Source organism: Streptomonospora arabica (assembly GCF_039531585.1).
Classification (GTDB): Bacteria; Actinomycetota; Actinomycetes; order Streptosporangiales; family Streptosporangiaceae; genus Streptomonospora; species Streptomonospora halophila.
In genome coordinates this window covers 82079-109014 of record NZ_BAAAQI010000005.1, presented here as the reverse complement: position 1 = coordinate 109014, position 26936 = coordinate 82079, and the positions used below count along the sequence as shown (strand labels likewise).

27 protein-coding genes are annotated in these 26936 nt (G+C 73.1%); 13 read left to right on the top strand and 14 right to left on the bottom strand.

Annotation, left to right across the window (positions count from 1 at the left end):
- Nucleotides 1-261: 261 nt before the first annotated feature.
- The 3 genes from ispF to phoU all read right to left on the bottom strand — a co-directional run bounded on the left by ispF (nt 262) and on the right by phoU (nt 2362).
- Nucleotides 262-768, bottom strand: coding sequence for a 2-C-methyl-D-erythritol 2,4-cyclodiphosphate synthase (gene ispF, locus ABD284_RS10700; RefSeq protein ID WP_344142597.1), 507 nt, complete (start codon nt 766-768; stop codon nt 262-264).
- Nucleotides 769-794: 26 nt separating this feature from the next.
- On the bottom strand, nt 795-1277 hold the full coding sequence (locus ABD284_RS10695; protein WP_311547025.1) for a CarD family transcriptional regulator: 483 nt from the start codon (nt 1275-1277) through the stop codon (nt 795-797).
- 422 nt (nt 1278-1699) lie between these two features.
- The gene (gene phoU, locus ABD284_RS10690; protein WP_344142596.1) at nt 1700-2362 is read right to left on the bottom strand and encodes a phosphate signaling complex protein PhoU; all 663 of its coding nucleotides are present in this window, start codon (nt 2360-2362) and stop codon (nt 1700-1702) included.
- 123 nt (nt 2363-2485) lie between these two features.
- Here phoU and ABD284_RS10685 point away from each other — a divergent pair, with 123 nt between their 5' ends.
- Complete coding sequence (locus ABD284_RS10685; RefSeq protein ID WP_344142595.1) at nt 2486-3664, top strand: sensor histidine kinase; 1179 nt, start codon at nt 2486-2488, stop codon at nt 3662-3664.
- Nucleotides 3661-4353 (top strand): response regulator, encoded by a 693-nt coding sequence (locus tag ABD284_RS10680; protein WP_344142593.1) that lies wholly within the window; start codon nt 3661-3663, stop codon nt 4351-4353. The genes ABD284_RS10685 and ABD284_RS10680 overlap by 4 nt, the downstream gene beginning before the upstream one ends.
- Before the next feature lie 75 nt (nt 4354-4428).
- On the opposite strand, the gene dtd is transcribed toward ABD284_RS10680, so the two are convergent.
- Both dtd and ABD284_RS10670 read right to left on the bottom strand, forming a co-directional pair.
- Complete coding sequence (gene dtd / locus ABD284_RS10675) at nt 4429-4854, bottom strand: D-aminoacyl-tRNA deacylase (RefSeq protein ID WP_344142591.1); 426 nt, start codon at nt 4852-4854, stop codon at nt 4429-4431.
- A gap of 83 nt (nt 4855-4937) precedes the next feature.
- Nucleotides 4938-6704 (bottom strand): DUF2207 domain-containing protein, encoded by a 1767-nt coding sequence (locus tag ABD284_RS10670; protein WP_344142589.1) that lies wholly within the window; start codon nt 6702-6704, stop codon nt 4938-4940.
- Nucleotides 6705-6886: 182 nt separating this feature from the next.
- On the opposite strand from ABD284_RS10670, the gene ABD284_RS10665 reads away from it, so the two are divergent.
- The 3 genes from ABD284_RS10665 (at nt 6887) to ABD284_RS10655 (ending at nt 11496) form a co-directional block, all read left to right on the top strand.
- Complete coding sequence (locus tag ABD284_RS10665) at nt 6887-7870, top strand: neutral zinc metallopeptidase (protein ID WP_344142588.1); 984 nt, start codon at nt 6887-6889, stop codon at nt 7868-7870.
- 76 nt (nt 7871-7946) lie between these two features.
- A complete protein-coding gene (locus ABD284_RS10660; RefSeq protein WP_344142586.1) occupies nt 7947-8894 on the top strand; it encodes a neutral zinc metallopeptidase in 948 nt (315 codons plus the stop codon).
- Nucleotides 8895-9024: 130 nt separating this feature from the next.
- Complete coding sequence (locus tag ABD284_RS10655) at nt 9025-11496, top strand: hypothetical protein (protein WP_344142584.1); 2472 nt, start codon at nt 9025-9027, stop codon at nt 11494-11496.
- On the opposite strand, the gene ABD284_RS10650 is transcribed toward ABD284_RS10655, so the two are convergent.
- From ABD284_RS10650 to ABD284_RS10630, 5 genes are all read right to left on the bottom strand, one after another.
- Nucleotides 11383-11676, bottom strand: a complete 294-nt coding sequence (locus ABD284_RS10650; protein ID WP_344142831.1) for a DUF2516 family protein — start codon at nt 11674-11676, stop codon at nt 11383-11385. The two genes, ABD284_RS10655 and ABD284_RS10650, sit on opposite strands and share 114 nt — an antisense overlap.
- A 191-nt stretch (nt 11677-11867) precedes the next feature.
- Entirely contained in the window at nt 11868-12809 is a 942-nt protein-coding gene (locus tag ABD284_RS10645; RefSeq protein ID WP_344142583.1) for a M56 family metallopeptidase, read from the bottom strand.
- A gap of 4 nt (nt 12810-12813) precedes the next feature.
- Complete coding sequence (locus ABD284_RS10640; protein ID WP_344142582.1) at nt 12814-13176, bottom strand: BlaI/MecI/CopY family transcriptional regulator; 363 nt, start codon at nt 13174-13176, stop codon at nt 12814-12816.
- 159 nt (nt 13177-13335) lie between these two features.
- Nucleotides 13336-13590 (bottom strand): hypothetical protein, encoded by a 255-nt coding sequence (locus ABD284_RS10635; protein ID WP_344142580.1) that lies wholly within the window; start codon nt 13588-13590, stop codon nt 13336-13338.
- Nucleotides 13587-13937 carry a DUF6247 family protein gene (locus ABD284_RS10630; RefSeq protein WP_344142578.1) on the bottom strand — a complete coding sequence of 117 codons (351 nt, stop codon included), beginning with the start codon at nt 13935-13937 and terminating at the stop codon, nt 13587-13589. The genes ABD284_RS10635 and ABD284_RS10630 overlap by 4 nt, the downstream gene beginning before the upstream one ends.
- A gap of 157 nt (nt 13938-14094) precedes the next feature.
- Between ABD284_RS10630 and ABD284_RS10625 the strand changes: the two genes are divergently transcribed.
- The 5 genes from ABD284_RS10625 (at nt 14095) to ABD284_RS10605 (ending at nt 18774) form a co-directional block, all read left to right on the top strand.
- Nucleotides 14095-14634 carry an O-acetyl-ADP-ribose deacetylase gene (locus tag ABD284_RS10625; RefSeq protein ID WP_344142576.1) on the top strand — a complete coding sequence of 180 codons (540 nt, stop codon included), beginning with the start codon at nt 14095-14097 and terminating at the stop codon, nt 14632-14634.
- Between the two features lie 22 nt (nt 14635-14656).
- A complete protein-coding gene (locus tag ABD284_RS10620; protein ID WP_344142575.1) occupies nt 14657-15631 on the top strand; it encodes an alpha/beta hydrolase in 975 nt (324 codons plus the stop codon).
- A 417-nt stretch (nt 15632-16048) separates the two neighbouring features.
- Entirely contained in the window at nt 16049-17311 is a 1263-nt protein-coding gene (gene mshA, locus ABD284_RS10615) for a D-inositol-3-phosphate glycosyltransferase (protein WP_344142830.1), read from the top strand.
- A 119-nt stretch (nt 17312-17430) separates the two neighbouring features.
- Entirely contained in the window at nt 17431-17946 is a 516-nt protein-coding gene (locus ABD284_RS10610; protein WP_344142574.1) for a YbjN domain-containing protein, read from the top strand.
- Nucleotides 17947-18027: 81 nt separating this feature from the next.
- Nucleotides 18028-18774: a phosphoglyceromutase gene (locus ABD284_RS10605; RefSeq protein ID WP_344142573.1), complete on the top strand. Its 747-nt coding sequence runs from the start codon at nt 18028-18030 to the stop codon at nt 18772-18774.
- Between the two features lie 351 nt (nt 18775-19125).
- Here ABD284_RS10605 and ABD284_RS10600 read toward each other — a convergent pair whose 3' ends face one another.
- Both ABD284_RS10600 and ABD284_RS10595 read right to left on the bottom strand, forming a co-directional pair.
- Nucleotides 19126-19488, bottom strand: coding sequence for a DsrE family protein (locus ABD284_RS10600; protein ID WP_344142571.1), 363 nt, complete (start codon nt 19486-19488; stop codon nt 19126-19128).
- Nucleotides 19489-19550: 62 nt separating this feature from the next.
- A complete protein-coding gene (locus ABD284_RS10595) occupies nt 19551-20333 on the bottom strand; it encodes a GIDE domain-containing protein (RefSeq protein ID WP_344142570.1) in 783 nt (260 codons plus the stop codon).
- 308 nt (nt 20334-20641) lie between these two features.
- Between ABD284_RS10595 and ABD284_RS10590 the strand changes: the two genes are divergently transcribed.
- The 3 genes from ABD284_RS10590 (at nt 20642) to ABD284_RS10580 (ending at nt 24454) form a co-directional block, all read left to right on the top strand.
- A complete protein-coding gene (locus tag ABD284_RS10590) occupies nt 20642-21169 on the top strand; it encodes a nitrobindin family protein (protein ID WP_344142569.1) in 528 nt (175 codons plus the stop codon).
- 1195 nt (nt 21170-22364) lie between these two features.
- Nucleotides 22365-23393, top strand: coding sequence for a CAF17-like 4Fe-4S cluster assembly/insertion protein YgfZ (ygfZ, locus tag ABD284_RS10585; protein ID WP_344142568.1), 1029 nt, complete (start codon nt 22365-22367; stop codon nt 23391-23393).
- A gap of 287 nt (nt 23394-23680) precedes the next feature.
- On the top strand, nt 23681-24454 hold the full coding sequence (locus ABD284_RS10580; RefSeq protein WP_344142566.1) for a GIDE domain-containing protein: 774 nt from the start codon (nt 23681-23683) through the stop codon (nt 24452-24454).
- Between the two features lie 289 nt (nt 24455-24743).
- Here the strand turns inward: ABD284_RS10580 and ABD284_RS10575 are convergent, their stop codons facing one another.
- Nucleotides 24744-25454 carry a type 1 glutamine amidotransferase gene (locus ABD284_RS10575; RefSeq protein WP_344142565.1) on the bottom strand — a complete coding sequence of 237 codons (711 nt, stop codon included), beginning with the start codon at nt 25452-25454 and terminating at the stop codon, nt 24744-24746.
- An 18-nt stretch (nt 25455-25472) separates the two neighbouring features.
- A complete protein-coding gene (locus tag ABD284_RS10570; protein ID WP_344142563.1) occupies nt 25473-26729 on the bottom strand; it encodes a MurT ligase domain-containing protein in 1257 nt (418 codons plus the stop codon).
- Between the last annotated feature and the right edge of the window lie 207 nt (nt 26730-26936).

Here is a 26936-nt window from a genome sequence, read left to right as displayed (position 1 = left end):
CAAGGCGCGGCCCCTGCGTTCCGCAGGTGGCACAGCGCGCCTTCCGCCCGGCCTCGGCCGACCGCCCTGAGTGCCTCCGAAGCCGGCGTCCGGAATGGACCCGGCCGTATTTCGGTCGGCCGTCTCCGCGGCGCGGAATCGCCCTCCACAGGCCGAACTGGCCGTGGATTTGTCCGTAATGTGAGACAGCTTCGCCGAAACTACGGCGCGCGGTTGATTTCCGATCCGCGCCTTCTCACATCGCGGAATTGCGCCGGCGCTTCAGGCCGCTCCGGAGCCGTGTCCGCGCCCGTCCTCCGGCACGCACAGCGCCGTCGCGATCGCCGCCACACCCTCGCCGCGGCCGGTCAGGCCCAGCCCGTCCGTGGTGGTCGCAGACACCGTGACAGCGGCGCCCACCGCCGCCGACAGCACGCCCTCGGCCTCGGCGCGGCGCGGGGCGAACTTGGGGCGGTTGCCGATGATCTGGACCGCGACGTTGCCGACCTCGAAGCCGGCCACCCGTACCCGCGCCGCGGTCTCGGTGAGCAGGTCGACGCCCGAAGCGCCCTTCCACCGCGGATCGTCGGTGCCGAACTGGCTGCCCAGGTCGCCCAGCCCGCACGCGGAGAACAGGGCGTCGCAGGCGGCGTGTGCGGCGACGTCGCCGTCGGAATGGCCGCTGACACCCGTTTCACCCGGCCATTCCAGGCCCGCGAGGAACAGAATTCTTCCGGACATAAAAGGGTGGACGTCGGTACCGACGCCCACCCTCGGAATTCTTGACATGAATGCAGTCGATTTTCGGTGCTATGTCAGTTCGTGAGGACTTCGTCGAGCAGCGCCTCGGCCTTGTCCTCGTTGGTCTTCTCCGCGAGTGCGAGTTCGCTCACGAGTATCTGCCGCGCCTTGGCGAGCATCCGCTTCTCACCCGCGGAGAGCCCGCGCTCCTTGTCGCGCCGCCACAGGTCGCGGACGACCTCTGCGACCTTGTTCACGTCGCCGGAGGCGAGCTTCTCCAGGTTCGCCTTGTAGCGCCGCGACCAGTTCGTGGGCTCCTCGGTGTGCGGTGCGCGCAGAACCTCGAACACCCGGTCGAGGCCGTCCTGCCCGACCACGTCGCGCACCCCGACGTCCTGGGCGTTCTCCGCCGGTACGCGTACTGTGAGATCACCCTTGTCAACCCGGAGAACGAGGTAGGACCTATCCTCGCCCTTAATGGTGCGAGTCTCGATCGCCTCAATACGAGCAGCCCCATGATGGGGGTAGACAACGGTGTCGCCGACCTTGAAAGTCATGTGACAAGTACCCCTTCCGCTACCACCAGGATACCACGAATCTGTGACTTAACGTACCTATTGGTTTTACGTACGCGCAGGTCAGTGCCGCATTCGGGGTCTTGACAAAGCCCGTGCCAGGTGCTTCCGGGTCGACCGGAATGGGTACCCGACAGGGGCCGGAGCCGTGGCCACCGCGTGACCGCACGCCCCTCTGGTCGGCACGCAGGGATGCCCGAAGGAGCCCTTCCCTCCTCCATGGTCTCACTTCGGTCACAGGTGTGCGCAACGGGCGGGCAAAGAGGCGGCGGGCCCCCGCGCGCCCTGCTCACACGGGCCTGGAGCGGCCCGTCCCAAGCCGCGGGCACCCCGCGAAGGGGAGGGGCCGGCCGCCCGGCGCGCGGCCGGGGCGGCCGGCCCCTCCCCGAAGCCGGGCGCTCGGGTCAGGCCTCCGACTCGTAGTCCTTGGGCCGCTCCCCCGTCACCATGTAGACGAGGTTGTCGGCGACGTGCACCGCGTGGTCGCCGAAGCGCTCGTAGAAGCGGCCGGCCAGGGTGACGTCCATCGTGGCCTCGACCCCGTGCTGCCAGCCCGGGTCGAGGATGCGGGTGAGCAGCCGGCGGCGGAGCCGGTCCATGCGGTCGTCGTCGGAGTCGAGTTCGAGTGCGGTCTCGGCGTCGCGCTGGCTGACGACCTCGCCCGCCTTGATGACCAGAAGCTCGGCCTGGTGGCCCATCTCCAGCACGATGGAGCGCAGCTCCGCGGGGATGGCGGAGTCGGGGTGGCGCCGCCGGGCGATCTTTGCGATGTGCACCGCGTGGTCGCCCATCCGCTCCAGGTCGCCGGCCATGTGCAGTGACGTGATGATGATGCGCAGGTCGCGTGCCACCGGCTGCTGCCGGGCCATCAGGTCGAACGCCGTGGCCTCGATGTCCTCGTCCAGCCGGTTGAGCTCCTCGTCACCCGAGATGACCTCCTGCGCCGCGTTGAGATCGGCGTCGAGCAGGGCGGTGGTCGCGCGGGCGACCGCGTGCCGGGCAAGCCGCGTCATCTCGACGAGGCGCTCGCTGAGGGAGTCAAGCTCCTCATGATACGTATCGCGCATGGTTCACATCGTCCCAGTTCGTAGCTTAATCATTGCGAAAGCATCGGTGAATAGTCGCAGAACCTCGGTTGTAAGCCGTGGTCAGCAGGGTAAGGCAGCGGCTTTGCGGCTTACGATCGAAGCGTGCAAGGAGAACTGCTCGCCGCGCTAGCGGGACTGGTGGGCCTCGTGACAGGCGTCGCGGCGGGTCTGGCGTTCCGCATCAGCGAATCGGGCGGTACGCGCGCCAAGGAGGAGCCCCGCCAGGCCGAGCTCCCGGCCGGGATCGCCGAGGTGCTGGCGGCGCTGCCGTCCTCGGCGGTGGTGCTCGACCCCGCCGACCGCGTGCTGCGCGCCAGCTCCGCGGCGCGCGCCTACGGGATCGTCCGCGGCGAGGAGCTGGTCATCAGCGACCTGCTCGCCCTGGCGCGGCAGGTACGCCGCGACGGCGTCATCCGCGAGACCGAGATCGAGGTGGCCGTGCGCAAGTTCGGCCCCGACTCCACCTCGTTCGCCGTGCGGGTGGCGCCCCTGGGCGGCACCGGCCTGGTGCTCGTCCTGGCCGAGGACCAGACCGAGCGGCGCCGCGTCGAGGCGGTGCGCCGCGACTTCGTCGCCAACATCAGCCATGAGCTGAAGACGCCGGTCGGCGCCCTGTCCCTGCTCGCCGAGACCATCGCCGACGCCAGCGACGACCCCGAGGCGGTCCGCCGCTTCACCGGGCGCATGCAGCAGGAGTCCGCCCGGCTGACCAGCGTGATCCAGGACCTGATCACGCTCTCCCGGATCCAGGGCGCCGAGCCGATGGCCGAGCCCGACCGGGTCCCGGTCGAGGTCGTGGTCGACGAGGCGATGGACGCCGTACGGACCGCCGCCGAGACCAAGGAGATCGAGCTCGTCGCCAGCGGCACCGAGGGCGCTGTCGTGCTCGGCGACGAGGGCCTGCTGGTGACCGCCATGCGCAACCTGGTGGCCAACGCCGTCGCCTACAGCCCCGAACGCACCAGGGTGTCGGTCTCGATCGAGGCCGAGAGCGACATGGTCGAGATCAGCGTCGCCGATCAGGGGATCGGAATCCCCCCGCAGGACCTGGAGCGCATCTTCGAGCGCTTCTACCGTGTCGACGCGGCCCGCAGCCGGGCGACCGGAGGCACCGGCCTGGGGCTGGCGATCGTGAAGCACATCATGACCCACCACCGCGGTGAAGTCACCGTGTGGAGCAAGGAGGGCTCGGGGTCGACGTTCACGCTGCGTCTGCCCAACGCCCAGACCCGGGAGCGTCCCAGCCCCGGCGAAAGATCAAATCAGGAGGCAGCACAGTGACGCGTGTACTCGTCGTTGAGGACGAGGAATCCTACAGCGATGCCCTCTCGTACATGCTGCGCAAGGAAGGGTTCGAGGTCGCGGTCGCACCGACCGGAACGGTGGCGTTGGAGGCTTTCGACCGGACCGGGGCCGACCTGGTACTGCTCGATCTGATGCTGCCCGGCCTGCCTGGCACCGAGGTGTGCAGGACGCTGCGGCAGAAGTCCAATGTCCCGGTCATCATGCTGACGGCCAAGGACAGCGAGATCGACAAGGTCGTCGGCCTGGAGCTGGGCGCGGACGACTACGTGACCAAGCCGTTCTCCTCCCGCGAGCTGGTCGCGCGCATCCGGGCCGTGCTGCGCAGGCGCGGCGAGGACGAGGCCCTGCTGCCCACGGCGCTGGAGGCCGGTCCGGTCCGCATGGACGTGGAGCGGCACGTGGTGACGGTGCGCGGCGAGCACATCCAGCTCCCGCTCAAGGAGTTCGAACTGCTGGAGGTGCTCCTGCGCAACGCCGGCCGGGTTCTGACCCGGATGCAGCTGATCGACCGCGTCTGGGGTGCCGACTACGTGGGCGACACCAAGACCCTGGACGTGCACGTCAAGCGGCTCCGGGCGAAGATCGAGAGCGACCCCGGCACCCCCGAGTTCATCGTGACCGTGCGCGGCCTGGGCTACAAGTTCGAGCCGGTGGGCGAGGAGTAGCCCGGCGCCGGGGGGTGAGCCGGCGGCGGCCCTGCCCACGCCGCCGGAACCGGTCGGAGGTCAGAGACGGGCTGTTCACACCTCGACGACGACGGTGAACGGCCCCTCGTTGGTCAGCGAGACCGACATCTGCGCCCCGAACACCCCCGTCTGGACGTGTGCGCCGAGGTCGCGCAGCTCCTTGACGACGGCGTCGACGAGCGGCTCGGCCACCGTCCCGGGCGCCGCCGCCTGCCAGGTCGGCCGGCGGCCCTTGCGCGCGTCGCCGTAGAGGGTGAACTGGCTGACGACCAGCAGCGGCGCGCCGATATCGGAGCACGACGCCTCGCCGTCGAGGATGCGCAGGCCCCACATCTTGGCGGCCAGCCGCTTGGCCTCGGCGGCGGTGTCGGTATGGGTGACACCGACCAGGGCGAGCAGCCCCGGCCCGGTGATCTCACCGGTGACCTCGCCCTCGACGGTCACCGAGGCGTGTGCGACCCGTTGCAGGACCGCCCGCATGGGCTTCCTCCTCGTCGTTTCGGGCCCCTCGTGCCGGACGCGCGGGGTCCGGCCCGTGCCGCCGCACCCGCGGGCGGGCCGGCTCAGTTGAGGGTGCGGAACTGCCGCGTGTTGGAGATTACCCCGGTCAGCGTCAGCGCGAAGGACTTGATGGAGTCGGCGAAGTCCTGCAGCCGCCAGTCGTCGGGGCCGATGTACCAGGGCAGGCCGTCGGCCGCGTCCTCGCTGCCGGCCGCGGCCAGGACGGCCGCCCACCGGTCCACGTTGTCGAAGATGATCGCGTAGGGCAGGTAGCGGGAGAACACGCTCACGCGGTGCTCGGGCGGCACGTCCTCGGCGTCGGCGCTGAGCAGGTAGGACCGGAAGCCCAGGGTGTGCGCGAAGACCACGCTGCCCTGCCGGGTCTTCGCGGGCATGAACTGGGCCCCCACGGTCACGGCGGCGCCGGCGATGATGACGGCCAGCCCCGTGAAGGCCGCCTTGGTGAACACGGCCAGCACGACGGTCAGCACCAGGCCGAGCACGGTGATGGCGATCCCGGCGCTGGCCCAGCGGTTGCGCTCCAGGTTGGGCCGGTTGGCGAACCACTTCAGCCGCACCATGTCGCGGTACAGCTCCTCGCGCACCCGGGCCAGCCGCGCGGGGAACCCGCTGCGACCCAGCTCGGAGAGCTTGACCTGGTGCGCGTCGTGGAAGAGGGCGTCGAGCAGCATGCTCTCGTAGCCCAGCAGGGCGTCGTCGGGCGGAGGGCATTTGTCCAGCCGCCAGTCGGTGGCCGAGAACTGCGCGTGCGGCAGCTCGCGGATGGTCAGGTGGCCGCGCACCGCCAGGTCGACGACGGTGGCGGTGATGTCGACCACGTCGGCCTGCTCGTCGATGAGCGTGCCGATCTGCCCGGGGTGCACGTCGTCGGGCGGGCGGAAGCGGACTCCGCCGCCGGCGCCGGGGTCCGAGGCGTCCACCGGGGTGCTGTCGCCCGCGGCGGCCTCCGTGCGCAGGGCGCGCTCGTCGCGCCCGCGGATGCGGATCAGCGCGATCAGCACGCCGACCGGCACCAGCAGCAGGACGCCGAAGACCGCGGCGGTGCCCGGGGTGATCGCGAAGGCCGACTGCAGGGACCAGTCGCGGTCGACGATCGCCTCACCGCTGATCGCGCCCGCCGGGTAGCCCACGACCACGTGCAGGGTCTCGCCGGGGTCCATATCGGTCTGCAGGAAGCGGGCGCGGACGGCCTCGTGGCCGCCCATGTCGGAGGAGGTGCAGTAGATGGAGCTGCGCGCCCGGCCCGCTGTGCAGGACAGCGCCCTCGGCGGCACGGCGGCGTCGACGACGACCGTGGTCTCGGCGACGGTGCGGCTGTAGCCGCCGACCGCGGTCCACTCCATCTCGGTGCCGCCGCCCACGGGGTCGACGGCGCCGCGGACCGTGTAGCGCAGCACCGCTTCGAAACGCCCCGAGGTGTCCATCCGCACATCCAGGGTGTCGCCGCGGTCGTCGGTCGTGACGGTGATCTCACGCCCGGCGCCGTCGACGGCCGAGATTCCCGTCACCTCGTAGATGCGGCTGTGGTCGGTGTCGTAGGGCTCGCGCACGGAGAACGTGCGGACGAACTCCTCGGGCGGGTCCTGGCCGAAGGAGAGCGACTCCTCGGCGTGCAGCACGCCGTTGTCGCCGAGGTCCAGCCGGATGTCGTTGGTGATCTGCCGTTTCGCGTCGTCGGGCAGGGACGCGGGCAGCGACTCCGCGGCCGAAGGGGGTGCGCCCTCCTGCGCCGAGGCGGCGCCCGGGGCGCACAGCACGAGCAGCGCCCCGACCGCTGCCGCCGCCCGTGCGATTCCAACCCGCCACATGAGGTGAGAGCCTATCGTTCGGCGTCGTCCCGAGCGTAGACACGCGGTCCGATGCGCATCCCCCCGCGGCCGGTATCGGCCCGGACCTGCGCATCCCACCACGAGCCGTCATAATCGTGATCGGCGCGGGTGCAGGCGCATCCGGGCGGCACAGCGCATCCCAGGGGGAGGTGGCACAGCGGGTGGCCCTACGCACCGGGGCGGCAGGCCCGAACACGCTCCGCGGGCGGCAGGCGGCCGGCGGCGACTACGCACTCCCCGAGTATGCGCGGCGGACGCGCCAGCGGTTCAGCCTGAGCGTCACGCTGGTGCTGTTCACCGGGCTGACCGCGATCGGGTTCGCCACGTTCATCAGCGTCTCCGCGCTGTTCGGCCCCTCCGCCCACGCCGCTCCGGCGGTACCCGGCACCGGAGCGGCGCCGGTATCCAACGGGCAGCCGAACGGCCCCGGCGCCCGCGCGGACGCCCTCACGGACAACCCCCTCTACTCCAGCGGAAGCATGACGCAGGTCACCTGCCCGGCGCCCGCGCTCGACCCGGACGACCCGGAGTCGATGGAGGACTTCCTGCACGAGATCACCGACTGCCTGGACACCGCCTGGCGCGAGCAGTTCGCCCGGACCGGCACCGAGTTCGACGCCCCCAGCCGCATCTACTGGTACACCTCCGGCCAGAGCCCGTGCGGCAGTTATCCCACGGTGGGCACGGCCGCGTTCTACTGCCAGGCGAATGAAGGGCTGTATCTGGGTATCCAGGACATTGTGGAGAACTCGGCCGAGACCAAGAACCCCGAGGCCTATACGTTCCTGCTCAGCCACGAGTACGCACACCACGTGCAGGGTGAGGCGGGGATCCTGGGACGCTTCCACGGCGTGCGCGCCGACCGGGACTCCGGTGCGGTCCAGGACCGGCTCACCCGGCGAAACGAGCTGCAGGCCAACTGCCTGGGCGGGCTGTTCCTGGGCGCGGTCGAGGACAGCTACCCCATCGGTGCGCAGGAGTACGCCGGCATCCTCGACGACGCCGGGCGGCGCGGCGACTTCGACCCCGGCGAACGCACCCACGGCACACCGGCCAACGGGCGGATGTGGACCGCCCACGGCATGGACCGGGGCGACCCCGCGGCATGCAACACCTGGGAGGCACGGGAGGACCTGGTCGAGTGAGCATCCACACGAGCGCCTGTCCCGCGGCCCGTGCCGCCGGACGGCGGTTGCGCTGAACCGGCCCGGCGGATTGCGTATGCGGGCGTACTCACGGCCCTCCGGCGGGCGGGGCGGCGGCACGGCCGGCCGCCGGACCGCGCTCTATGCGGCGCTCGCCGCGCTGCTGCTGGGGCTCGCGCTGCTCACCGTCGTCGCAACCGACGGCGGCGACCGGTTCGACGCGGAGTCCGCCGCCTCGTCGGGCCGGGCCGATCCCGACCTGTCCCAAACCCCGGCGCCGACCGCCGACACCCAACGGCCCACCGGGCAGGCGGCCCTGGTCGACAACCCGCTGTACTCGACAGGTGAGCTCATGCCGCTGCCGTGCCCCGCGCCGCGGCTGGACGTCCACGCCCCGGCCTCCGTCGAGGACTTCCTCAACACCGTCACCGACTGCCTGGACGACGCCTGGGCCCGCCAGTTCGAGGAGGCCGGCATCCCCTTCGAGCCGCCGAAGCGGGTCTTCTGGAGCGAGGGCGGCTCCAGCCCGTGCCGCGAGTACCCCTCGTCTGCCGGCGCGTTCTACTGCCGGACGGTGAAAAGCATCTACATCGGCACCAGCGACGTGGTCGAGAAGTGGGGCGGCAACGAGCAGAGCGCGGTCTACGCCTCGCTCCTGGCCCACGAGTACGGCCACCACGTCCAGGGCGAGGCCGGGCTGCTGGAGTACTACCACGACCAGCGCGGGAAGGAGTCCTCGCAACTCCTGCGCAACGAGTGGACCCGCAAGAGCGAGCTGCAGGCCAACTGCCTGGCCGGGGTCTTCCTGGGCGCCGTCGAGGTCAGCTACCCGCTGACGAAGGACGACATCGACGCCGTCCTCGACGACGCCGCCGCCACGGCCGACCGGGCGGGCGCTCCCGCGGCGGAGCGCACCCACGGCTCCGCCGAGAACAGCGTGCTCTGGCTGGAGCACGGCCTCGAACAGGAGGCGCCGGGCGCCTGCAACACCTGGTCGGTCGAGGACGAGTCGGTGGTGCAGTAGGCGCCGTGCCGCCGGCGGGCCGCGCCCACCGCCGCACGCTCCGGCCGGTGGCCGGACCCGGCCGGTGACCGGGGATGTCTGCGGAGCGGCTCCCCGTACCGCGCGCGGGCCGCGTGCGAGAATCGGCGGCATGCCGGAGACACGGGCGGCCGAACTTCGGGTGCACGGAGTGAGCGGCGGACAGGCCGAGGAGCTGCTGGACGTCGAGCCCGCCGTGCGGGTCTGCGGCGACCCCCTCGCCGGGTTCTTCCGGTGGCGGCGCCGGCCGGACACCGAGACCGTGCCCGGCCTCCACCGCGAGATCTTCGCCTGGGGCAAGCTGACCTCGGGGCGCTCCTCACGCGCGCTGTGGCTGCTGCTCCTGCCGTTCATGCTGGTCAACGTCGCCTACTGGATGCGGCCCGCCCGCAGTAGCCAGGCGCCCTCGCGGGGGATGGCCGCGGCCGAGCACGTCTACGGGGCGGCCGCACGCCTGCTGGCGCTGAGCCTGACGGCGCTGCTGGTGCTGGCGGCCGCGGGCGTCGGCATGGACCTCGTCGGCTGGCAGTGCGCCGGCTACGGCCGGCGATGCGCCGAGCTGCGCCCGCTGCTCGGCCTGCTCGCCGCGCCCCAGGCGCCCTTGGCCGAGCCGGCGCGCGCCCTGGCCGCGGGTGCGCTGCTGCCGCTGGCGGTGATCGCGGTGCTGTGGCTGCTGTCGCGGCGCAGCGGGGCGCACACCGTGGCCGCCGCGCTGCCCGACCCCGTGCCCCGGCCCGAGGCCCCGCTGAGCGAGCCGGGCTTCTGGCAGGCCGACGCCACCACGGCACGGCTGCGCTCGGCCCACATCGCGGTGGCGGTCTCGGTCGTCGCCTTCCTGCTGGCCGCTCCGGCACTGCACCATGACGGTGCCTCGGCGCGGGGTCTGGCGGCGGGGCTGCCGATCGCGGGGCTGCTGGCGGCGACCACCGCGCTCAGCGCGGCCGGCGCCGTGGTGCCGGGCTCGACCGCGGCGGCGCACCGCCGCGCCGACACCGCGTGCCGCCTGGTCCGCAACGGCGCCCTGGTGCTGCTCGCGGCCGCCCTGGTCTATGCCCTGTGGCCGCGCCCGGCGTGGACGGCCGAAGGGACGCTGCCCTGGTACTCGACCGTGCTGAACACGCTGCTCGCCGCGCAGTGCGTCCTGGGCGCGCTGCTGCTGGCCGCCGCGGTCGTCCTGCACCGCGGCGCGGGCGCACCCGCCCGGGTGCCGCTTGCGGGGACGGCGGGACCGGCGGCGGCCGTTCTGGGTGCCCTGCTCGGCGGCGCCCTGTCGGCCGCGGTGGTCTACCAGGCGGCTGGATGGCTCGGCGGCTGCTACTACCCGGGAGCCCAGGCGGACGGCTGCATCGTGCTGCGTCCCGCCGCCGCGTACTCCTGGCTGCAGCTCGCGTTCACCCTGGAGGCCGCGATCGCGCTGGTGTGCGCAGGCGCGGCGCTGGTCCGGCTGCGGCTGCGCGCGCGGCGCGAGGCCGAAACCGCGGCCGCGATGTACGGGCGTCCGGCCGATGCGGACCGCACCCGCGACATCGCACGGGCGCGGGCCTTCGGCGGCGTCACCGAGTACCTTCCGCCGTCGCTGGCGGCCCTGGCGCTGCCGGTCGCGGCGCTGATCGGCCTGGCGCTGTTCTCGGCCGCCACCGGGCAGCTGACAGCCGCGCCCGGGCAGGCCGGCGGCGCGACCACGCCATCCCAGGCGGTGCTGACGGTGCTGGTGGCGGTCGGCTCGTTCCTCGGAGGCGGCTTCCTGGCGGCGCTGATGCTGGTCGGCGGCAGCGCCTACCGCGACGAGCCCACCCGGCAGGCGGTGGGGGTGCTCTGGGACGTCGGCACCTTCTGGCCGCGGCTGGGCCACCCGCTGGCGCCGCCCAGCTACGGCGAGCGCGCGGTCCCGCAGCTGGCGGCGCGGGTGACCGACATGACCGACCGGGGAACCGGAGTGGTGCTGTCCGGGCACTCCCAGGGGTCCGTGCTGGCGGCGGCGACGCTGTGGCAGGTGCCCGCTCGGGTACGCGGGCGCGTCGTGCTGATCACCCACGGCTCCCCGCTGTCGCGGCTGTACGCGCGCTACTTCCCCGCCTACTTCGGTCCGGTGGCGCTGGGCGACCTGCGTGAGCGCGCGTCGCGGTGGCGCAACCTGTGGCGCGCCACCGACCCGATCGGCGGCCCGGTGCTCGCCTTCGACGACGGGCGGGCCCGAGCGGTGGGCTACGCCGAGCCGATGCCGGACCCCCGGCACTACGGAGTCCGTCCGGGCGAGGCGCTGTACCCGCCGATCCTGGGCCACTCCTACTACACCCGCGACCCGATGTACGCGGAGTCGGTGCGCCACGCCCGGGACCTGCTGGCGGATGCGGCCGACGGGGCCGACGCGCCCGCGGTGCCCGCCGCGCGCAGCGGGACCGGCGCGGCGCCCGGGCGGCGCCCACCGCAGGAGGCCGGGGGCGGCACGGCACAGCCGCGGGAACCGGGGCTACCAGCGGCCGCGGGGCCCCTCGTTCCGTCCGATGCTGCGCACGGCGGGGCGGACGTCGAGCAGGTAGATCAGGGTGGCGATCAGCGCGATGAACACGAAGAAGCGGATTGAGCTGAACACCGCGCTGAACGCGACGAAGGTCCCCACAGCGAGCAGGCCGACCCACAGCTTCTTGGTCTGCTTGTCCATGGCGGGGAAGGCCTGCGCGGGCGTGCGGGAGGCGTCCACCAGGGCGAACAGGCTGGTGACGAAGATCGCTACGTAGATGAGCCACCAAAGCATATCCAGGATGCCGAGCACAGAACGCTCCGAACCTCGTGGCGGATGGTCTGCCGGCGGCGGTGCCCCCGGCCTCTCCCAGACTAAACGCGCGGGCCCGGGGGATCGTGCCCGGACGCCGAACGCTCGGCCGCCGCTCCGGCGGCGCCGGAGCGGCCTCTCGACGGGTGGCTCGGCGGGTGGAGGGGGTGGGAAGGGCGCGCCTACAGGGGCAGGCTCCACAGCACCGTGATGGTGCCCAGCAGCGCGACGGCGGCGCTGAGCACAGCGGTGGTCTGGCGGCGGGTGAGCTGCTGGACCGGGTTCAGCAGCCGGGAGACGCGGGTGAGGACCTCGGGCTCGTCGGAGGTCACCGCCAGGGCCCCCGCGGGCACCGGCGAGGTCCCCGAGGCGCCGAAGCGCAGCAGCGCCATGGCCAGCTCCTTGGGTGAGCGCTCGCGCCGGGCCTGGTCGTCGGCGCACATCTCGATCAGCAGCGCGACGGCGCGGTAGTAGACCTCGACCATGCGCACGTGCGGGAACGCGCGCTTGAGCGAGGAGAACGGGAGCAGCACCAGGTCGTGGCGCTGGCGCAGGTGGGCGTGCTCGTGTGCGATGACGGCCGCGAGCTCGCTGCGGTCGAGCACCTCCAGCGCGCCCGCGCTGATGACGACCTCCGAGCGCAGCACCCCGGGCAGGCAGTAGGCGGCGGCCGCGGGGTGGTCCAGGATGCGGGCGCCGGGAACCTCGGGGTCGTCGTGGGCGACCAGTCCGAGCAGGTCGTGGTGGCGGCGCCGCACGCGCAGCACCTGCACGAAGGAGGCCGTCAGACCGGTGAACAGCAGAAGCGTGAGGCTGACGGCCAGGATGACCGCTCCGACCTGGGTCGCGCCCAGGGTGGTTCCGGCGATCTCGGAGAGGTAGAGGTTGTGGGTGCCCGCGTCCTCAGCGAGCGCGAGCAGCCCGCCCACGACGCCGCGGCCGTAGGGCGCGAGCCCGAAGGCGAGCAGCGCCCCGATGGTGGAGAATCCCCAGGCCAGACCGAGCACCTGCCAGACGATGACAGCCACATAGGGCCCCCGGCGAGGCCACGAGGCCCGACGGAGCCGTGCCGCCGCGGCGAAGCAGCTGACTGCGATGGCGCTGAGCAGTGCGGCACTCACCATTCGGCTACGTCCTCGGCTCGTCGTTTTCCTCTAGAGCGCGCCGGAGCGCCTCGGCCTCACTGCCGTTCATGGACCTCACGAACGCCGCAAGGGCGGCGTCGCGGTCGCCGGTCTCGCCGAGGGCGTCGATCATGAGTTCCGAGACGTAGTTCTCGCGACTGGCGGCGGGACGGTAGCGCCATGCGCGCCCTTCGCGGTCCCGCGCCACGACGCCCTTCTTCGCGAGCCGGTCGAGCACGGTCATGACGGTGGTGTGAGCGAGGTCGCGGTCGGCCAGAGCACGGCCCACATCGCGGACCGTCAAAGGCTCGTTCCGCTGCCACAGTACATCCATCACCGCGCGTTCGAGATCGCCGAGCCGATTCATGACTCTGAGTCTACTCCCGGTAGTACTACACGCCGTCGCGACCCGCCTTCCGGCCCGCTGCGCCCAGTTTTACCCGGATTCGGCGATGGGGATACCCCCTTCACGACGCAGCCGTTCCCGCACCGCACGAGCTTCCGCACCACCGCACGCAGGAGCGGATCAACTCCACAGGGTCACACTCACGACCACGATCTCCCGCCGATGCTCGACGGGCATGAAGGTGAAGAATCCGCGGCCGCCGGCGAGCGGGAGGTCGCGCAGCACTCGGCCGCGCGCGGTCGGAACTCCGGCTGCGGCCGCCTCGCCTCCCATGGAAGCGAGCTCGTCCGCAAGCCGTTCGATCTCGGCCAGGACGCCCGCAGGCAGGTGGTCTCCCCGGTCAGGCGGCTCGAAACCCCACGTCCATTCGCTCACCGGCCCAGTGCCGCATCGACGTCGCTCAGGATGCGGCTGATCTCCTTCACCGCGCTGTCCGTGTCGGGGTGGCCGGTGTCGACGATGTGCTCCAACTCGGCCAGACGGCGGGCCGTGGCCGGACGACGCTCTATCTCGACGAAGCGGACCCACCTGTAGCAGAAGACGTGCAGCGGCCCGAGCTGCTGCTGCTCCTGCGCCTCGGTGCTGGCTTCCACGAGCTGGCGGTCGAACTCCTTCACCCGGGACGGCGTGATCCTGGAGACCGCTCTGCGCAATACCTCGGGCGTGGCGGCGGGACGGGGAATGAGGGCCGCGTCCGGGTCCTCGCTGTACTGCTCCGTCATGACTCCCCCTGGGCCGAGTGGTCGTTGGGGAGAGGGTATCCCTCCGGGACGGGGATGGGCAGGAGTTCCGGCGCGGTCTGATGTGCGGCGGGCGCCGCAGCGGGGAAGCAGGGAAGGGAGGCAGGGCCGCACGAGGCGACGGGAGAACGGAGTCGGGATGGACATCACGCTGGTCCAGGGCGACATCACCGAGCAGCGGGTGGACGCGGTCGTGAACGCGGCGAACTCCTCGCTGATGGGCGGGGGCGGGGTCGACGGGGCGATCCACCGCGCGGGCGGGCCCGAGATCCTCCGGGAGTGCCGGCGGCTGCGTGACACGTCTCATCCCGACGGCCTGCCGGCGGGCGACGCTGTGGCGACCACCGCGGGCAGAATGCCCGCCACGTGGGTGATCCACACCGTCGGGCCGGTCTACAGCGCGTCGGAGGACCGCTCCAGCACCCTCGCGTCCTGCTACCGCCGCAGCCTGGAGGTCGCGGAGGAGCTGAACGCCGCCGTGGTCGCGTTTCCCGCCGTCTCCGCCGGCGTCTACGGCTGGCCCATGGACAGCGCCGCCGACATCGCCGTGCGGTCGACCCTCGCATTCTCGCCTGCATCGTCGAATACATTGAGTGAGGTCCGGTTCGTCCTCTTCAGTCGGGACGCGTACGAGGCCTTCGCCCGAGCGCTCGAACCGACTTCCGGACCTGCCTCTTGACCTCGCCCTTTAGGATCTCGGTGTGTTCACGACCCTTTCCCGCCGGACCGCGGTTCTCGTCGCGTCCTCACTCGTCGTAGCCACGGCGGGCACGCTCGCGGCGGTCCGGGACGAGATGCCCCAGCCCGGCGGTGCGGCCGCCCAGGCCGCCGGAGCCGCGATGCTGCCGGGCGCCGACTCGGCGGTGCACCCGCGCCCCGGCGAGGTCGCGTCCTGCGACAAGGCCGGCACGAACGAGATCATCAAGGTCCCCGACAAGGGCGCCCCCGACGGCAAGCGCCCCATCTGGGTGCGGCGGCCGCCGGGCCCCGACAGCGACGACCTGCCCGTGCTGTACCTGCTGCACGGCTCCACCACCACCCACCTCGACGTCCGCGACGCCGGGGTCGGCGAGGCGCTGGACGAGCAGATGTGCCGCACCGGCGTGGAGTTCGTCGTCGCGGCGCCCTTCGGCCAGGAGGTCGGGGGCAGTGACACCGAGTGGGGCGACGCCGCCGACGGCGACTTCGCGATCGAGACGTTCGTCACCGAAAAGGCGATCAAGGCGGTCGAGGGCGAAAACACCCGCCCGCGCCGGCTGCGCGCGCTCGGCGGTTTCTCGATGGGCGGCTACGGCGCGGCCGCGCTGCCGCTGCGCCACCCCGACACCTACGCCCAGGCCGTCAGCTGGGCCGGCTACTTCAAGGTCGACGACCCCAGCGACACCTTCGGCGACAACCCCGGCGCCCACGCGCCCGACCGGCTCCTCGACGAGCCCGGGGTCGAGGACATCCGGTTCATGCTCGTCGAGGGCAAGGACGACCACACCCCCCTGCAGACCGGCAGCATCCACGGAGAGGCCGAGCGCTTCGCCAAGCTGCTGCGCAAGAACGACATGAGCGTGCAGACCATGCACCCCGAGGGCGGCCACAGCTGGGAGACCTGGGTGCCGACCTTCCCGCGGGCCGTGGACTTCCTGGTCGAGGGCTGGACCGCCTCCGCCGCGAAAGGCGGCTGAGCCCGCGCGGCGTTCGCGCCGGCCGCTCCGCGGCGCCCGCGGGCGGCCCGCCACCCAGCGGCCCCGCGGACCCGCGTCCACGCGCGCGCCGCGCGCCGCGCGCCGGCGCAGCGAGGCGCGCCTCGCTGCGCCGGCGGTGCGAAAGTCCACCCCGGGTGCCGGAGCGCCGACCCTGCGCGGCCATGATGGAACACTGTGCGCCCGCCCCCTGTTGAGTGGAGGAGATGTGCGGCCGTGAACGGCGTACGCGCCGGACACGGGCCGACCCGTTCCACCGGGCCCACGGGCAGGCCAACGGACAGCACCGGAAGGGACGAAGCAGTGGTGGCGGACAGCCCTGACGCGCTTGAGAAAGGACCCGCACAGCGCTTCCCGGCTCCCGGTCCCCCGGACCGCGGGCGGGTCGGCGGCGGCCCGCTGCCACGCAGAATCGCGTCGATCAGCCTGCACACCTCACCCTTGGAGCAGCCCGGCAGCGGCGACGCCGGCGGCCTGAACGTCTACACCGTCGAGGTCGCCAAGCGCCTGGCCGCCCGCGGCGTCGCCACCGACGTCTTCACCCGGGCCACCCGCCCCGACCAGCCCCCGGTCGTGGAGATGCTGCCCGGCGTCACGGTCCGGCACATCCCGGCCGGCCCCTACGGCGCGCTGGACAAGTCGGCCCTGGCGCACTACCTGTGCCCCTTCATCTTCGGCGTGCTGCAGGCCGAGGCCGACAACGAGCCGGACCACTACGGACTCGTGCACGGCCATTACTGGCTCTCGGGCCGCGCGGGCCTGGCCGCCGCGCAGCGCTGGGGCGTGCCGCTGGTGCAATCGATGCACACCCTGGCCAAGGTGAAGAACCTCGCCCTGGCCAAGGGCGACGCCGCAGAGCCGGAGTACCGGGTACGCGGCGAGGAGCACCTGGTGCGCAACGCCGACCACCTGGTGGCCAACACCGCCGTCGAGGCCGGCCAGCTCGTCGAGCACTACGGAGCCGACCCCTTCCGGGTGAGCACCGTGCCGCCCGGCGTCGACCTGGACGTGTTCAGCCCCGGCTCCCGGCGGGACGCCCTGCGCGAGATCGGGCTCGCCGAGGACACCGAGATGCTGCTGTTCGTGGGCCGGGTGCAGCGGCTCAAGGCGCCCGACGTGCTGCTGCGCTCGGCCGCCGCGCTGCTGGAACGCGACCCGTCGCTGCGCGGGCGGCTGGTGGTGGCCGTCGTCGGCGGGCTGTCGGGGTCCGACTACGCCCAGCCGCGCCGCCTGGCGGAGCTGGCGCGGTCGCTGGGCATCGCCGACATCGTGCGCTGGGAGCCGCCGCGCTCGCGGGCCGAGCTGGTGTCCTTCTACCGTGCGGCCACCGCCACGGTGGTGCCGTCCTACTCCGAGTCCTTCGGCCTCGTCGCCGTGGAGTCCGAGGCCTGCGGCACCCCCGTCGTCGCGGCGCGCGTGGGCGGGCTGCCCACGGCGGTGCGCGACGACGTCTCCGGCGTGCTCGTCGACGGCCACGACCCGGCCGAGTACGCGCGCGTACTGGAGCGGCTGATCCGCGAGCCCGCCCGGCGCGACGCGCTGGGCGCGGCCGCCGTGACCCACGCCGCCGGACTCGGCTGGGAGGCGACGGTGGACGGGCTGCTGGACGTCTACCGTGGGACCCTGGTCGAGGAGCGGCTGCCGGTGGCCTCGGGCCAGTAGCGCCGCGGGGCGCCGGGCCCGCCGCGACCGCCGGAGTCCCGGCCGCCGCGGCCGGAGCGCGGGGCACGCGGCACGCGCATCACGACCGAGCGGCACCAGGGAGGGAAGGTCACCCCGACATGTCAAGCCGAGCCAGAGCCGACGCCGTCGCCGCCGTGGAGACCGCGCTTCAGGAGTCCGGGCTCGACGCCGAGCGCCCGGACGCGGAGTCGTTCGTCGTCGCCCTGCCCGGGCAGCGCAAGCTCAAGACGGTGGTGTGGCTGAGCGTGGGCGAGCACAGCCTGCTGGTGAAGACGTTCTTCTGCCGCCACCCGGACGAGAACCAGGGCGGGTTCTACCGCTGGCTGCTGCAGAAGAACGACGGCATGTACGGGATGGCGTTCTCCGCCGACGAGGCCGGCGACGTCTACATCGTGGGCCGGCTGCCGCTCGCCGGGGTCACCCCGGAGGAGGTGGACCGGCTGCTGGGGTGCGTGCTGACCTACTCCGACGAGAACTTCAACGCCGCGCTGGAGCGCGGCTTCGCCTCCTCCATCCGCAAGGAGTGGGAGTGGCGCTACCGGCGCGGCTACAGCATGCGCAACCTCCAGGCCTTCCGCCACCTGGTGGAGGAGGACGGCAGCCCCGCGGGCTGACCCGAATTCCCCGCCGATTGGTCTGGACCACTGCCTTCCCGAGGGCGCGTCCGCAGAGGCGGAGTCGCTAGGCTGGCTGCCATGGCGACTCTGGTTCTACTGCGACACGGCGAAAGCGTCTGGAACGCCGAAGGGCTGTTCACCGGTTGGGTGGACGTCGACCTCTCGGCCACCGGCGAACAGGAGGCGCGCAGGGGCGGCGCGCTGCTGCGCGACGCCGACCTGCGCCCCGGCATCGTGCACACCTCGGTCCTCAAGCGCGCCGTCCGCACGGCCAACCTCGCGCTCGACGAGGCCGATCTCACCTGGCTTCCGGTGCGGCGCTCCTGGCGGCTCAACGAGCGCCACTACGGCGCGCTGCAGGGCAAGAACAAGGCTCAGACCCGGGAGAAGTACGGCGAGGAGCAGTTCGCGATCTGGCGCCGCTCCTACGACACCCCGCCGCCGCCGATCGCGGACGACGACGAGTACTCGCAGGTCGGCGACCGCCGCTACGGCCGGCTTCCGTCCGAGCTGATGCCGCGCACCGAGTGCCTCGCCGACGTCGTGGACCGGATGCTGCCCTACTGGTACGACACGATCGTCCCCGACCTGGCCGACGACCGCACCGTGCTCGTCGCCGCACACGGCAACTCGCTGCGCGCGCTGGTCAAGCACCTGGACGGCATCGACGCCGAGACGATCGCCGGGCTGAACATCCCCACCGGCATCCCGCTGGTCTACGAGCTCAACGACGACTTCACGCCGCGCAAGCAGGGCGGCGAGTACCTCGACCCCGAGGCCGCCAAGGAGGCCATCGAGGCCGTGAAGAACCAGGGCAGGAAGTAGCTCCGCCGTTCGGCGCCTGACACCGGCCCCCTTCGCGCACCGCGCCGCGGAGGGGGCCGCGTGCGTGCCGGGGCGCGGCACGGTGCCGGCGGGAAGGCGCCTTAAGCGTGGTTGCCGGGTCCGTCCGCAGCGGGCAGGCGCACGCGGGTGCGCCCCCGCCCAGGCGCGAAGCGCCGTTCTTCCGGCGCGGGCGCTGCGATAGGGAGCCGGTGCCGCTCCCGCACGGCCGGGGAAGGAGTCGGGGCGGGTCCCGCGCCGACTGGCGAGAACGCGGCGGGAGCGGTGCCGGGGCGCGGCGCCGGGCCGGTGCCGGTGCCGGTGCCGGTGCCGGTGCCGGCGGGGAGCGGACCGCTAGTAGACCAGCGCCTGCGCGCCCTCCCGGAGGGCCTCCTCGACGAAGGCGGGGGCGCCGGCGATGCGGACGCCCTCGATCAGGTCGCCCTCGGCGAGGTCGCGCCGGGCCGCGCACTGGGTGCAGACCGTGACCCGGCCCGCGGCCAGCACGCCCTGGAGCAGGTCCGACAGCGGCGCGGCGTGCGGCAGCGAGAAGGACTCGGCGCGGCCGGGAACCGCGTACCAGGCGGCCTCGCCGGTGAGCCAGAGCGAGACCTCGACGCCGCTGGCCGCGGCGGCCGCGGCGACGGTGAACGCCTGGTTGCAGCGTTCGGGTGCATCCTCCCCGGAGGTGGCCTTGATCACCAATGTGCGGTTCATGCGGCCAGCGTAGCGGCCGCGAACGGCCCTGCCGCCCGGGCTCCGGTGCCGCGTTCCCCGCCTCAGGCGGCCCAGGCGAGCATCAGCAGCAGACCCGCGCAGGCCGAGACCACGGTGCCGCCGCCGAGCAGCAGCGCACCGGCGCCGGCGGGCCGCTCGGGGCCATCTCCGGCGGGGCCGCCGCCGTGCTCGATGCGCAGCCGCCCGTCGGGCGGCGCGGTGATGCACGGGCGGCCGTCACGCAGCTCCACGTAGCCGTGCACGGTGATGGGGTCGCCCGGGCGCAGGATCCACTCGCGGTACTCGAACTCGATGGTCTCGCCGCGGAACAGGCCGGAGATGCGGCCTTTCACACGCGGCAGCAGATCGTCGGCGGGCGCCGGCACACCGCGCTGAGGGCGGCCCACCACCCGCTTCAGGCACAGGTCGGCGCCGGAGAGCGCCGCGTCCTCGGGGTCGACCAGCACCGGCTGCCGGCCGCGGCCGGCGCCGGCGCTCCCGGCGATGCCGAAGACGTCGGAGGCGCCGTAGTCGGCGATGGAGTCGCATGCGCGCACCCGCACCCGCTCACCGGTGGCGGAGTCCTCGGTCAGCGACCAGTAGTGGCGCAGCACCTCGTGGCCGTGCCAGACGCAGTCCTTGCGGGCCAGCCGGGACTCGACGGCGCCCGCGGGGCCGGGCACCGCCACACCCGTGACGCTCACTTCGCCGCCGGCCCTGGCGGCCAGCGCGCGCGGGCGGACGTCGTCGTCGGCGCGCCGGGCGAGCCAGCGGCGCAGCGCGCGGACGGCCAGCGGCGCGAGGACCGCCGCGCCGAGAAGGAGGGCCACCCCGATGACCAGCATTCCAGGCCGCCTCTCTTCGCTAAGTCGGTGGGATCGGCCGCGTGGCTGCCGCCTCGTGCGGCGCCGCGGCGCTGGCATCTTCTCTACCAGGTTCGGCGGTAGGAGCGGACACGCCCGATCGCCGCAGCGACGGGCGTAACCGCACTCTCCACTCTCGTGCGAGCGACGTGAACTCCGTGATACCCGACCGGAGAGGCCGCGCCGTGAATAACAGCTGGATTACGGGCCATCCGCGGCGAACACGCGGTGTCACCCGGCGGGCCGCACAGGTGCGTCGCGGCCGCCGCGAGCGGCTACGCTCGGAGACCATGCAGTCAGAGGTGCACCGGGATCTTGAGAAGCTGTCCTTCCTGATCGGCCGCTGGGAGGGCGTGGGCGTCACGGGCTACGCCGACATGGACGAGTTCCAGTTCGGCCAGGAGGTCGAGTTCAGCCACGACGGCGGGCCCTTCCTCGGCTACCGCAGCCGTGTGTGGCGGCTCACCGCCGACGGCTCGCTGGACGAGCTGTGGACCTCGGAGACCGGGTACTGGCGCTGCCGCCCCGGCCCCGCCGAGGAGCCCGCCCCGGACACGCCCTCGATCCACGTCGAGGCGCTCATCACCCACCCGGAGGGCTACACCGAGATGTACCTCGGCACGGTCTTCGCCAGCAGGGTGGAGCTGACCACCGACGCGGTGCTGAGCACGGAGACCGGCGAGCGGGTGACCGCGGGCAAGCGGCTCTACGGCCTCTTCGGCGAGCAGCGCGAAACCCTGGGCTACGCGTGGGACATGGCGGCGCGCGGGCACGACCTGCGCTCGTTCATGTCCGCGCAGCTCAAGCAGGTGAGCTAGGCGGTGTGCCGGGGGGATTCGGGTGAAGGCCGGAGCGCCGCCCGCACGTCGCCGCGGACTGCCGACCAGGCGGAACCAGGGCGGTAGTTCCTACGGTTCCCGCCGAACACTCCGTCCTGCGGTAGCCGACCCGCGCACATCAGTCTGAGCACGCTCGTTTACGACACGCGGGCCGCGCCCGGGCCTCCCAGCGGTCCCCTACCGCCCCCGCTGCCGCGGCTCCTCTTCGCCAGCCCGATGGTCGCGGCTTCCCCCGGCGGTCGCGGTCGTTCGTCCCTCGCTGCGCTCGGGGGCTCCACCCTGACCACCGGACCAGCGCAACCCGGGTCGGCCCCTGCCGAAGAAGGGGCCGGGTTGTCCGGCAGCGGAATCCCCGGAGACGGCGATCCCCATTCGTCACCGCCGGCCACCGCTGCTCACTTGGCAGGAAGGCCCTACATAGCAGGCGTGATGTCCCGGCACGTCGGTGACAGCCGACACGCCTGCAGCAGCGGTTGAGCAAGAAGAGGGCCTTGTGGTCCCGGTGTGGACTGCGACATCTGCGCCAACCCCCAGGAGGCGGCAAACGGGCCCGCCGCCACCGAAGCCGGGGTCGTGCAACCGCGCCGCAACCACCGCATGAGCCCGCTCCGGTCGGCTGCGCGCACCGGGGGGCTGGTTCGCCGCACGGGCGACGCGGGCCGGGCGGGAAGGGCGCTCGTTCGGGTGCGGTGCGCACCGCGCGCTCGGCGATCCGCCGCCGCGGCCTCCGACGCTGCGGGCCGCGGGTGCCCGCGGGTGCCCACCGGTGTCCCGACAGGGCGGATCCCCGGGGTGGCCTCCGCCGCGAGGGCGGGGCCGCGCCGACTGGACAAGGTCCGGCGACCCGGGGATCTGGGTGTCCACCGTGGATTCGCTAGGGCGATTCGATCCTTGTCACGCCCTAGCGGGCGGACACCTCGCAAGTCCCAAACGTCTTCACTGTTCGGACCACCTCCTTTCCTGCGTGCCTTCGACACTACGGCGCACGGGAAGAAGGGGGCAAACGGTTTTTTCTGCGCCGTATGGGTCCCGTGCCCGGTTCCCGGGCGGTCTCCGCCGGAGCCCGCACGGCCCTCCGCTCTCCCCCTGCGGTACCCGATCCCGCTCGCCGATCGGCCCTTTCGCTCCGGCGCCGCCCTGCGGGGCGGCGGTGCGGGCGCATACCATCGGAGGTATGACTTCGCCGCTGCTGACGCGTCCCGGTGCCGTCGCCGCCGCCTCGCCCGACTCCGATGTCGCCGCCCACTACGGCGAGCCGGTCCAGGAAGGCCGGGCGCTGGACCGCAGCGCCGCCTGGGTCGACCGCGGGAACCGCGACGTCGTCCGGGTGAGCGGTCCCGACCGGCTGAGCTGGCTGAACGACCTCACCAGCCAGCACCTCACCGGCGCCGCCCCCGGAACGGCCACCGAGGCGCTGGTGCTCGACACCAAGGGCCACATCCGCTTCCACCTGTCCGTACTCGAAGACGGCGCGTCCGTGTGGATGCACACCGAACCGGGCGCCGGCGCCGACCTCGCCGCGTTCCTCGACTCGATGCGGTTCATGCTCCGGGTGGAGGTCGAGGACCTCAGCGACCAGCGGGCCGTGCTGACCCTGGGCGGCCCGGACCGCGAGGCCGCGCTCTCCCTGGTGCCCGATCTCGGCGAGGAGGTCCCCGTCCGGCGCACCGGCTCCGGCGCCGACCTCTTCCTGCCCGCCGAGTCCCTGGAGCGGGCCGCGGCCGCGCTCGCCGACGCGGGGGTGCGCGCGGCCGGCATGCAGGCGCACGAGGCCGCGCGGATCGCCGACCACCGCCCGCGGCTGGGACTCGACACCGACCACCGCGCCATCCCGCACGAGATGGGCTGGGTCGGCCCTGCGGTCCACCTGGAGAAGGGGTGCTACCCCGGCCAGGAGACCGTCGCGCGCGTGCACAACCTCGGCCGGCCGCCGCGGCGCCTGGTGCTGCTGCACCTGGACGGCACCGCCGAGCGCCTGCCCGAGCGGGGCTCCGCCGTCGAGCTGGACGGCCGGTCGGTGGGCGCGGTCGGCTCCTCGGCGCGCCACCACGAGCTGGGCCCCATCGCGCTCGGTCTGGTCAAGCGGACCGTCCCGGTCGACGCCCAGTTCACCGTCGACGGCATCGCCGCGGCCCAGGAGGTGGTCGTGCCGCCCGACACCGGCGCCAACGCCGACATCGGGCTGCGCCGCCGCCCGGCCTGAACGCCCGGCACCGGCGCTCCGCCGGTGGCACGGGGCCGACCGCCCCGCCGCCGCGGGCGAGCCCCCGGCATGCGTCCCGTGGGCGGGGCGCCGCCCCGATCCATTAGTCTGCTGCTGCGGATTCCCAGCGGAAGCCCCGCGGCGCACCGCCGCGCGGGCCCACCCGGGGGCGGGCATGGTGCCGACGGGCGGCCGACCGAGCGCCGACGGCGCCCATCCGGTGCGCGGCGCCCTCGGCCGTCGGTGATCCGGCCTCTCCTTCACCACCGACGCGTATCGGACACCCAATGGACGACTTGGCAGTAACCCTCCAACTGGTCGCGCTGATCCTGGTCGGCGTCGGCGGCTACCTGTGGTGGCGCGCCATGCGGGCCCGTGCGCACCGCCGCAGGCTGGAGACCACGCCCAACTACCCGCTGGGCCGGCTGGCGGAGATCGACCCGCTCCCGGAGCGGGCCGAGGTGCTGGCCGAGGCCGCGGCCGGCCCGGAAGGGCTGCTCGTCTCGCCGTACTCGCAGACCGAGTGCGTCTGGTTCCGGGTCGAGGTGGTCCACCACCACTACGCCGACGAGACCGGCGACCGGCTGGAGCTGACCCCGGTCTTCGACCTGCACTCGCACCAGCCGTTCACGCTCAACGACGTGACCGGCTCGGCGCTGTGCCGCCCGCACTGGATCGAGGTGGAGCACGCCGACCTGGTGCACGACCGCTTCGACGAGGGCGCCGTACCGCCCACCGACGCGCTGTCGCCGCCGCACCTCGACACCGAGGAGCGGGGCGTGTGCACCGCCAGCACCAAGGTGGCCGGACCCGCCGCCCTGACGCCCGGCTGCACGTTCCGCGAGTGGGTGGTCCGCCCCGGCGAACGGGTCTTCGTACGCGCGTCCCCGCACCGCAAGGACGGCGGCGTCGTGCTGGTGGGCGGCGAGGACGACCCGATGATCGTCTCCACCCACAACGAGCAGGAGCTGATCCGCGAGGACCGCAGCAAGGAGGTCGTGGGCTACACGGTGCTGCCGGTCGCGCTGGTGCTGCTGGCCTTCGCTCTGCTGCTGGGCTAAGGCGTGCTTGGCGGGCCCGTCCGCAGCGAGCGGCGCACGCGGGTCCCCGCGCCCCAGGCGCTGAGCGCCGCTTCTCCGGCGCGGAGCGCCGCGACAGTGACCGGTGGCGCTCCCGCACGGCCGAGGAGTGAGTCGGGGCGGGCCCCCGGTCGACGGACGCGATCGCAGCGGGAGGGGTGCCGGGGCGCCGCGCAGCAGCACAGCGGCCCACCGAACACGCCCGAGGCCCCGGCCCGCCCGGCCCTCCGCGTCCGCGGAGCGGAGGCGGAGGGCCGGGGACGCCCGCGTGCTACAGCGCAGCCGCCAGGCGCTCCTCGTGCAGGGTCTCGCCCCAGGAGGGCGGCAGCGGGGCCAGTTCGCCCACGCGCAGGCGCAGCAGGAGGTCGGCCAACTGCGGGTTGCGCGGCAGGGCGGGACCGTGCAGGTAGGTGCCCAGCACCTGGCCCTGGTAGGCGCCCTCGGTCTGGCCGTCGTTTCCGATGCCGGTCAGGGTGCGCGACAGCGGGGTGGCGCCGCGCCCCAGCCGGGTGCGGCCCTGGTGGTTCTCGAAGCCGGTGATGCGGCCGCCGCCCAGCTCGGGGGCGACGTCGGCGACGATCTCGCCGACCGCGCGAGACTCGCCGCGCCCGCTGCGGATGTCCAGGATGCCCACGCCGGGCAGCGGGTTGTCGTCGTCGTCCCCGTAGGTCTCGCCGATGATCTGGTAGCCCGCGCAGACCGCCAGCACCGCCGCGCCGCGCTCGGCGGCGCGCTTGAGCCCGCCGTCGGCGCGCAGCCGGTTCGCCGCGAGGATCTGGGGGCGGTCCTCGCCTCCGCCGAGCAGGTAGACGTCGCCTTCGGCCGGGACTGGGTCGCTGGAGTGCACGTGGACGATCTCGGTCCGGATGCCGCGCTGCTCGGCGCGCCGGCGCAGGATCAGGGCGTTGCCCTGGTCGCCGTAGGTGCTGAGCAGGTCGGGGTAGATCCACACGATGCGTAGGACGCTGCTGGTGTCGCTCATCAGATGCCCTTCTCGCTCCTACTGGACGCGGCCGTAGTCGGCGCGGATCTGCTGGAAGGCGGTGTAGTTGGCGATGACGTCGATCTTGGTGATGTCGGGGGACTCGGCCTTGACCTTGGCCACGACGTCGCTGACACGGTCGGCGACCTCGAAGGGGACCTCGTCGGTCTCCAGGCGCAGCGCCAGGTCGGTGCGCCGCTCGCCCATCACGAACACCCGGCGGCCGCGCAGCACCGAGTAGTCGACGTCCCACAGCCAGGAGGTGTCCTTGCCGTCGGGAATCTGCGCGTTGACCGAGAGGATCACCGGCACCCGCGGCGGGTCCAGGACCGCGAAGGACTCCAGCCAGCCGGCGGGGTTCTTGGCCAGCAGCAGGCGGACCTCGACGCCGTCGGTCACCACGGACGTGTAGCGTCCGGCGACCGAGCGGATCTCCTGCAGGCGCGGCAGGGACTGGGCGGGCTGCAGCCCGTAGGCCGCGGCGGTGGCCATCGCGATCGCCGCGTTGGCGCGGTTGGCGTCGCCCGGCAGGCTCAGCCGCAGCGGCCAGGTCTGCCCGGCCGGGTCGACCACGGTGTCGGCGTCGTTGTCGACGGACCAGGTGGCTTCGGGGCGGCGCATGCCGCACTCCGGGCACTCCCAGTGCGGGTCGGGGTCGCGCTTGAGGTGGCCGCCGCACTCGGGGCAGCACCAGGAGTCCTCTTTCCAGCGCTGGCCGGCCGAGACCCAGGTGGCGTAGTCGGCCCCGAGGCCGGCCCAGGCGACGAGCGGGTCGTCGGCGTTGGCGACGACGTGGGCCTGGCTGCGGCCCAGCGCCTCGCGCCACTTCTTGGCCAGCAGGTTGATCTCCGACGCGCGGTCCATCTGGTCGCGGCTGAGGTTCATCAGCACGACCACCGCCGGGTTGGCGGCCTTCAGCACCTGCGGCAGGTACTTCTCGTCGACCTCCAGCACGGCCTCGCGCGCGTCGGGACTGTTCGCCAGCGCGGTGATGTGCCCGGTGGGCATGTTCGCGCCGTGCTCGTTGGTCGCGACGGGGCCGAGCTCCCGCAGCGCCGACGCGATCAGCCGCGTCGTCGTGGTCTTGCCGTTGGTCGCGCTGACCAGCGCGAGGCGGCGGCCGCGCGAGAGCTGGGCGAGCAGGTCCGGCTCCACCTTGAGCGCGATCTTGCCGCCGATGACGGAGCCGTCGCCGCGCCCGGTGGCCCGGGACAGCGAGGCCGCGCCCTTGCCCAGGACCGAGGCCAGTTGGGCACGCAAGGGAAGTTCGCTCATGATCCCCACAACGTTCGGAAAAGAGAGAGTGAGTGCGATGCGCCTGGGCGCCAGGCGGTGCGTCCCAGACTATTGCCCTTGCCCCACCGCACGGATACGCCGGAGTCCGCGGCCGGACCGGGCGCGAGGCGGCCAGGCTACCGGAGCGCCGGCCCCGTGCCGGGCACGGCCCGAGCCGGGCGGGGCGGGGCGGGGCGGGCGGTCCCG

Coding starts and splice junctions, on each gene's coding strand:
- ABD284_RS10600 (WP_344142571.1), bottom strand. CDS start 19,488: ATGAACCGCACATTGGTGATCAAGGCCACCTCCGGGGAGGATGCACCC.
- ABD284_RS10670 (WP_344142589.1), bottom strand. CDS start 6,704: ATGTGGCGGGTTGGAATCGCACGGGCGGCGGCAGCGGTCGGGGCGCTG.
- ABD284_RS10575 (WP_344142565.1), bottom strand. CDS start 25,454: ATGAGCGACACCAGCAGCGTCCTACGCATCGTGTGGATCTACCCCGAC.
- ABD284_RS10640 (WP_344142582.1), bottom strand. CDS start 13,176: ATGAATCGGCTCGGCGATCTCGAACGCGCGGTGATGGATGTACTGTGG.
- ABD284_RS10660 (WP_344142586.1), top strand. CDS start 7,947: ATGCGGGCGTACTCACGGCCCTCCGGCGGGCGGGGCGGCGGCACGGCC.
- ABD284_RS10695 (WP_311547025.1), bottom strand. CDS start 1,277: ATGACTTTCAAGGTCGGCGACACCGTTGTCTACCCCCATCATGGGGCT.
- ABD284_RS10605 (WP_344142573.1), top strand. CDS start 18,028: ATGGCGACTCTGGTTCTACTGCGACACGGCGAAAGCGTCTGGAACGCC.
- ABD284_RS10570 (WP_344142563.1), bottom strand. CDS start 26,729: ATGAGCGAACTTCCCTTGCGTGCCCAACTGGCCTCGGTCCTGGGCAAG.
- dtd (WP_344142591.1), bottom strand. CDS start 4,854: ATGCGGGCGGTCCTGCAACGGGTCGCACACGCCTCGGTGACCGTCGAG.
- ABD284_RS10655 (WP_344142584.1), top strand. CDS start 9,025: ATGCCGGAGACACGGGCGGCCGAACTTCGGGTGCACGGAGTGAGCGGC.
- ABD284_RS10645 (WP_344142583.1), bottom strand. CDS start 12,809: ATGGTGAGTGCCGCACTGCTCAGCGCCATCGCAGTCAGCTGCTTCGCC.
- ABD284_RS10590 (WP_344142569.1), top strand. CDS start 20,642: ATGCAGTCAGAGGTGCACCGGGATCTTGAGAAGCTGTCCTTCCTGATC.
- phoU (WP_344142596.1), bottom strand. CDS start 2,362: ATGCGCGATACGTATCATGAGGAGCTTGACTCCCTCAGCGAGCGCCTC.
- ABD284_RS10610 (WP_344142574.1), top strand. CDS start 17,431: ATGTCAAGCCGAGCCAGAGCCGACGCCGTCGCCGCCGTGGAGACCGCG.
- ABD284_RS10580 (WP_344142566.1), top strand. CDS start 23,681: ATGGACGACTTGGCAGTAACCCTCCAACTGGTCGCGCTGATCCTGGTC.
- ygfZ (WP_344142568.1), top strand. CDS start 22,365: ATGACTTCGCCGCTGCTGACGCGTCCCGGTGCCGTCGCCGCCGCCTCG.
- ABD284_RS10595 (WP_344142570.1), bottom strand. CDS start 20,333: ATGCTGGTCATCGGGGTGGCCCTCCTTCTCGGCGCGGCGGTCCTCGCG.
- ABD284_RS10625 (WP_344142576.1), top strand. CDS start 14,095: ATGGACATCACGCTGGTCCAGGGCGACATCACCGAGCAGCGGGTGGAC.
- ispF (WP_344142597.1), bottom strand. CDS start 768: ATGTCAAGAATTCCGAGGGTGGGCGTCGGTACCGACGTCCACCCTTTT.
- ABD284_RS10630 (WP_344142578.1), bottom strand. CDS start 13,937: ATGACGGAGCAGTACAGCGAGGACCCGGACGCGGCCCTCATTCCCCGT.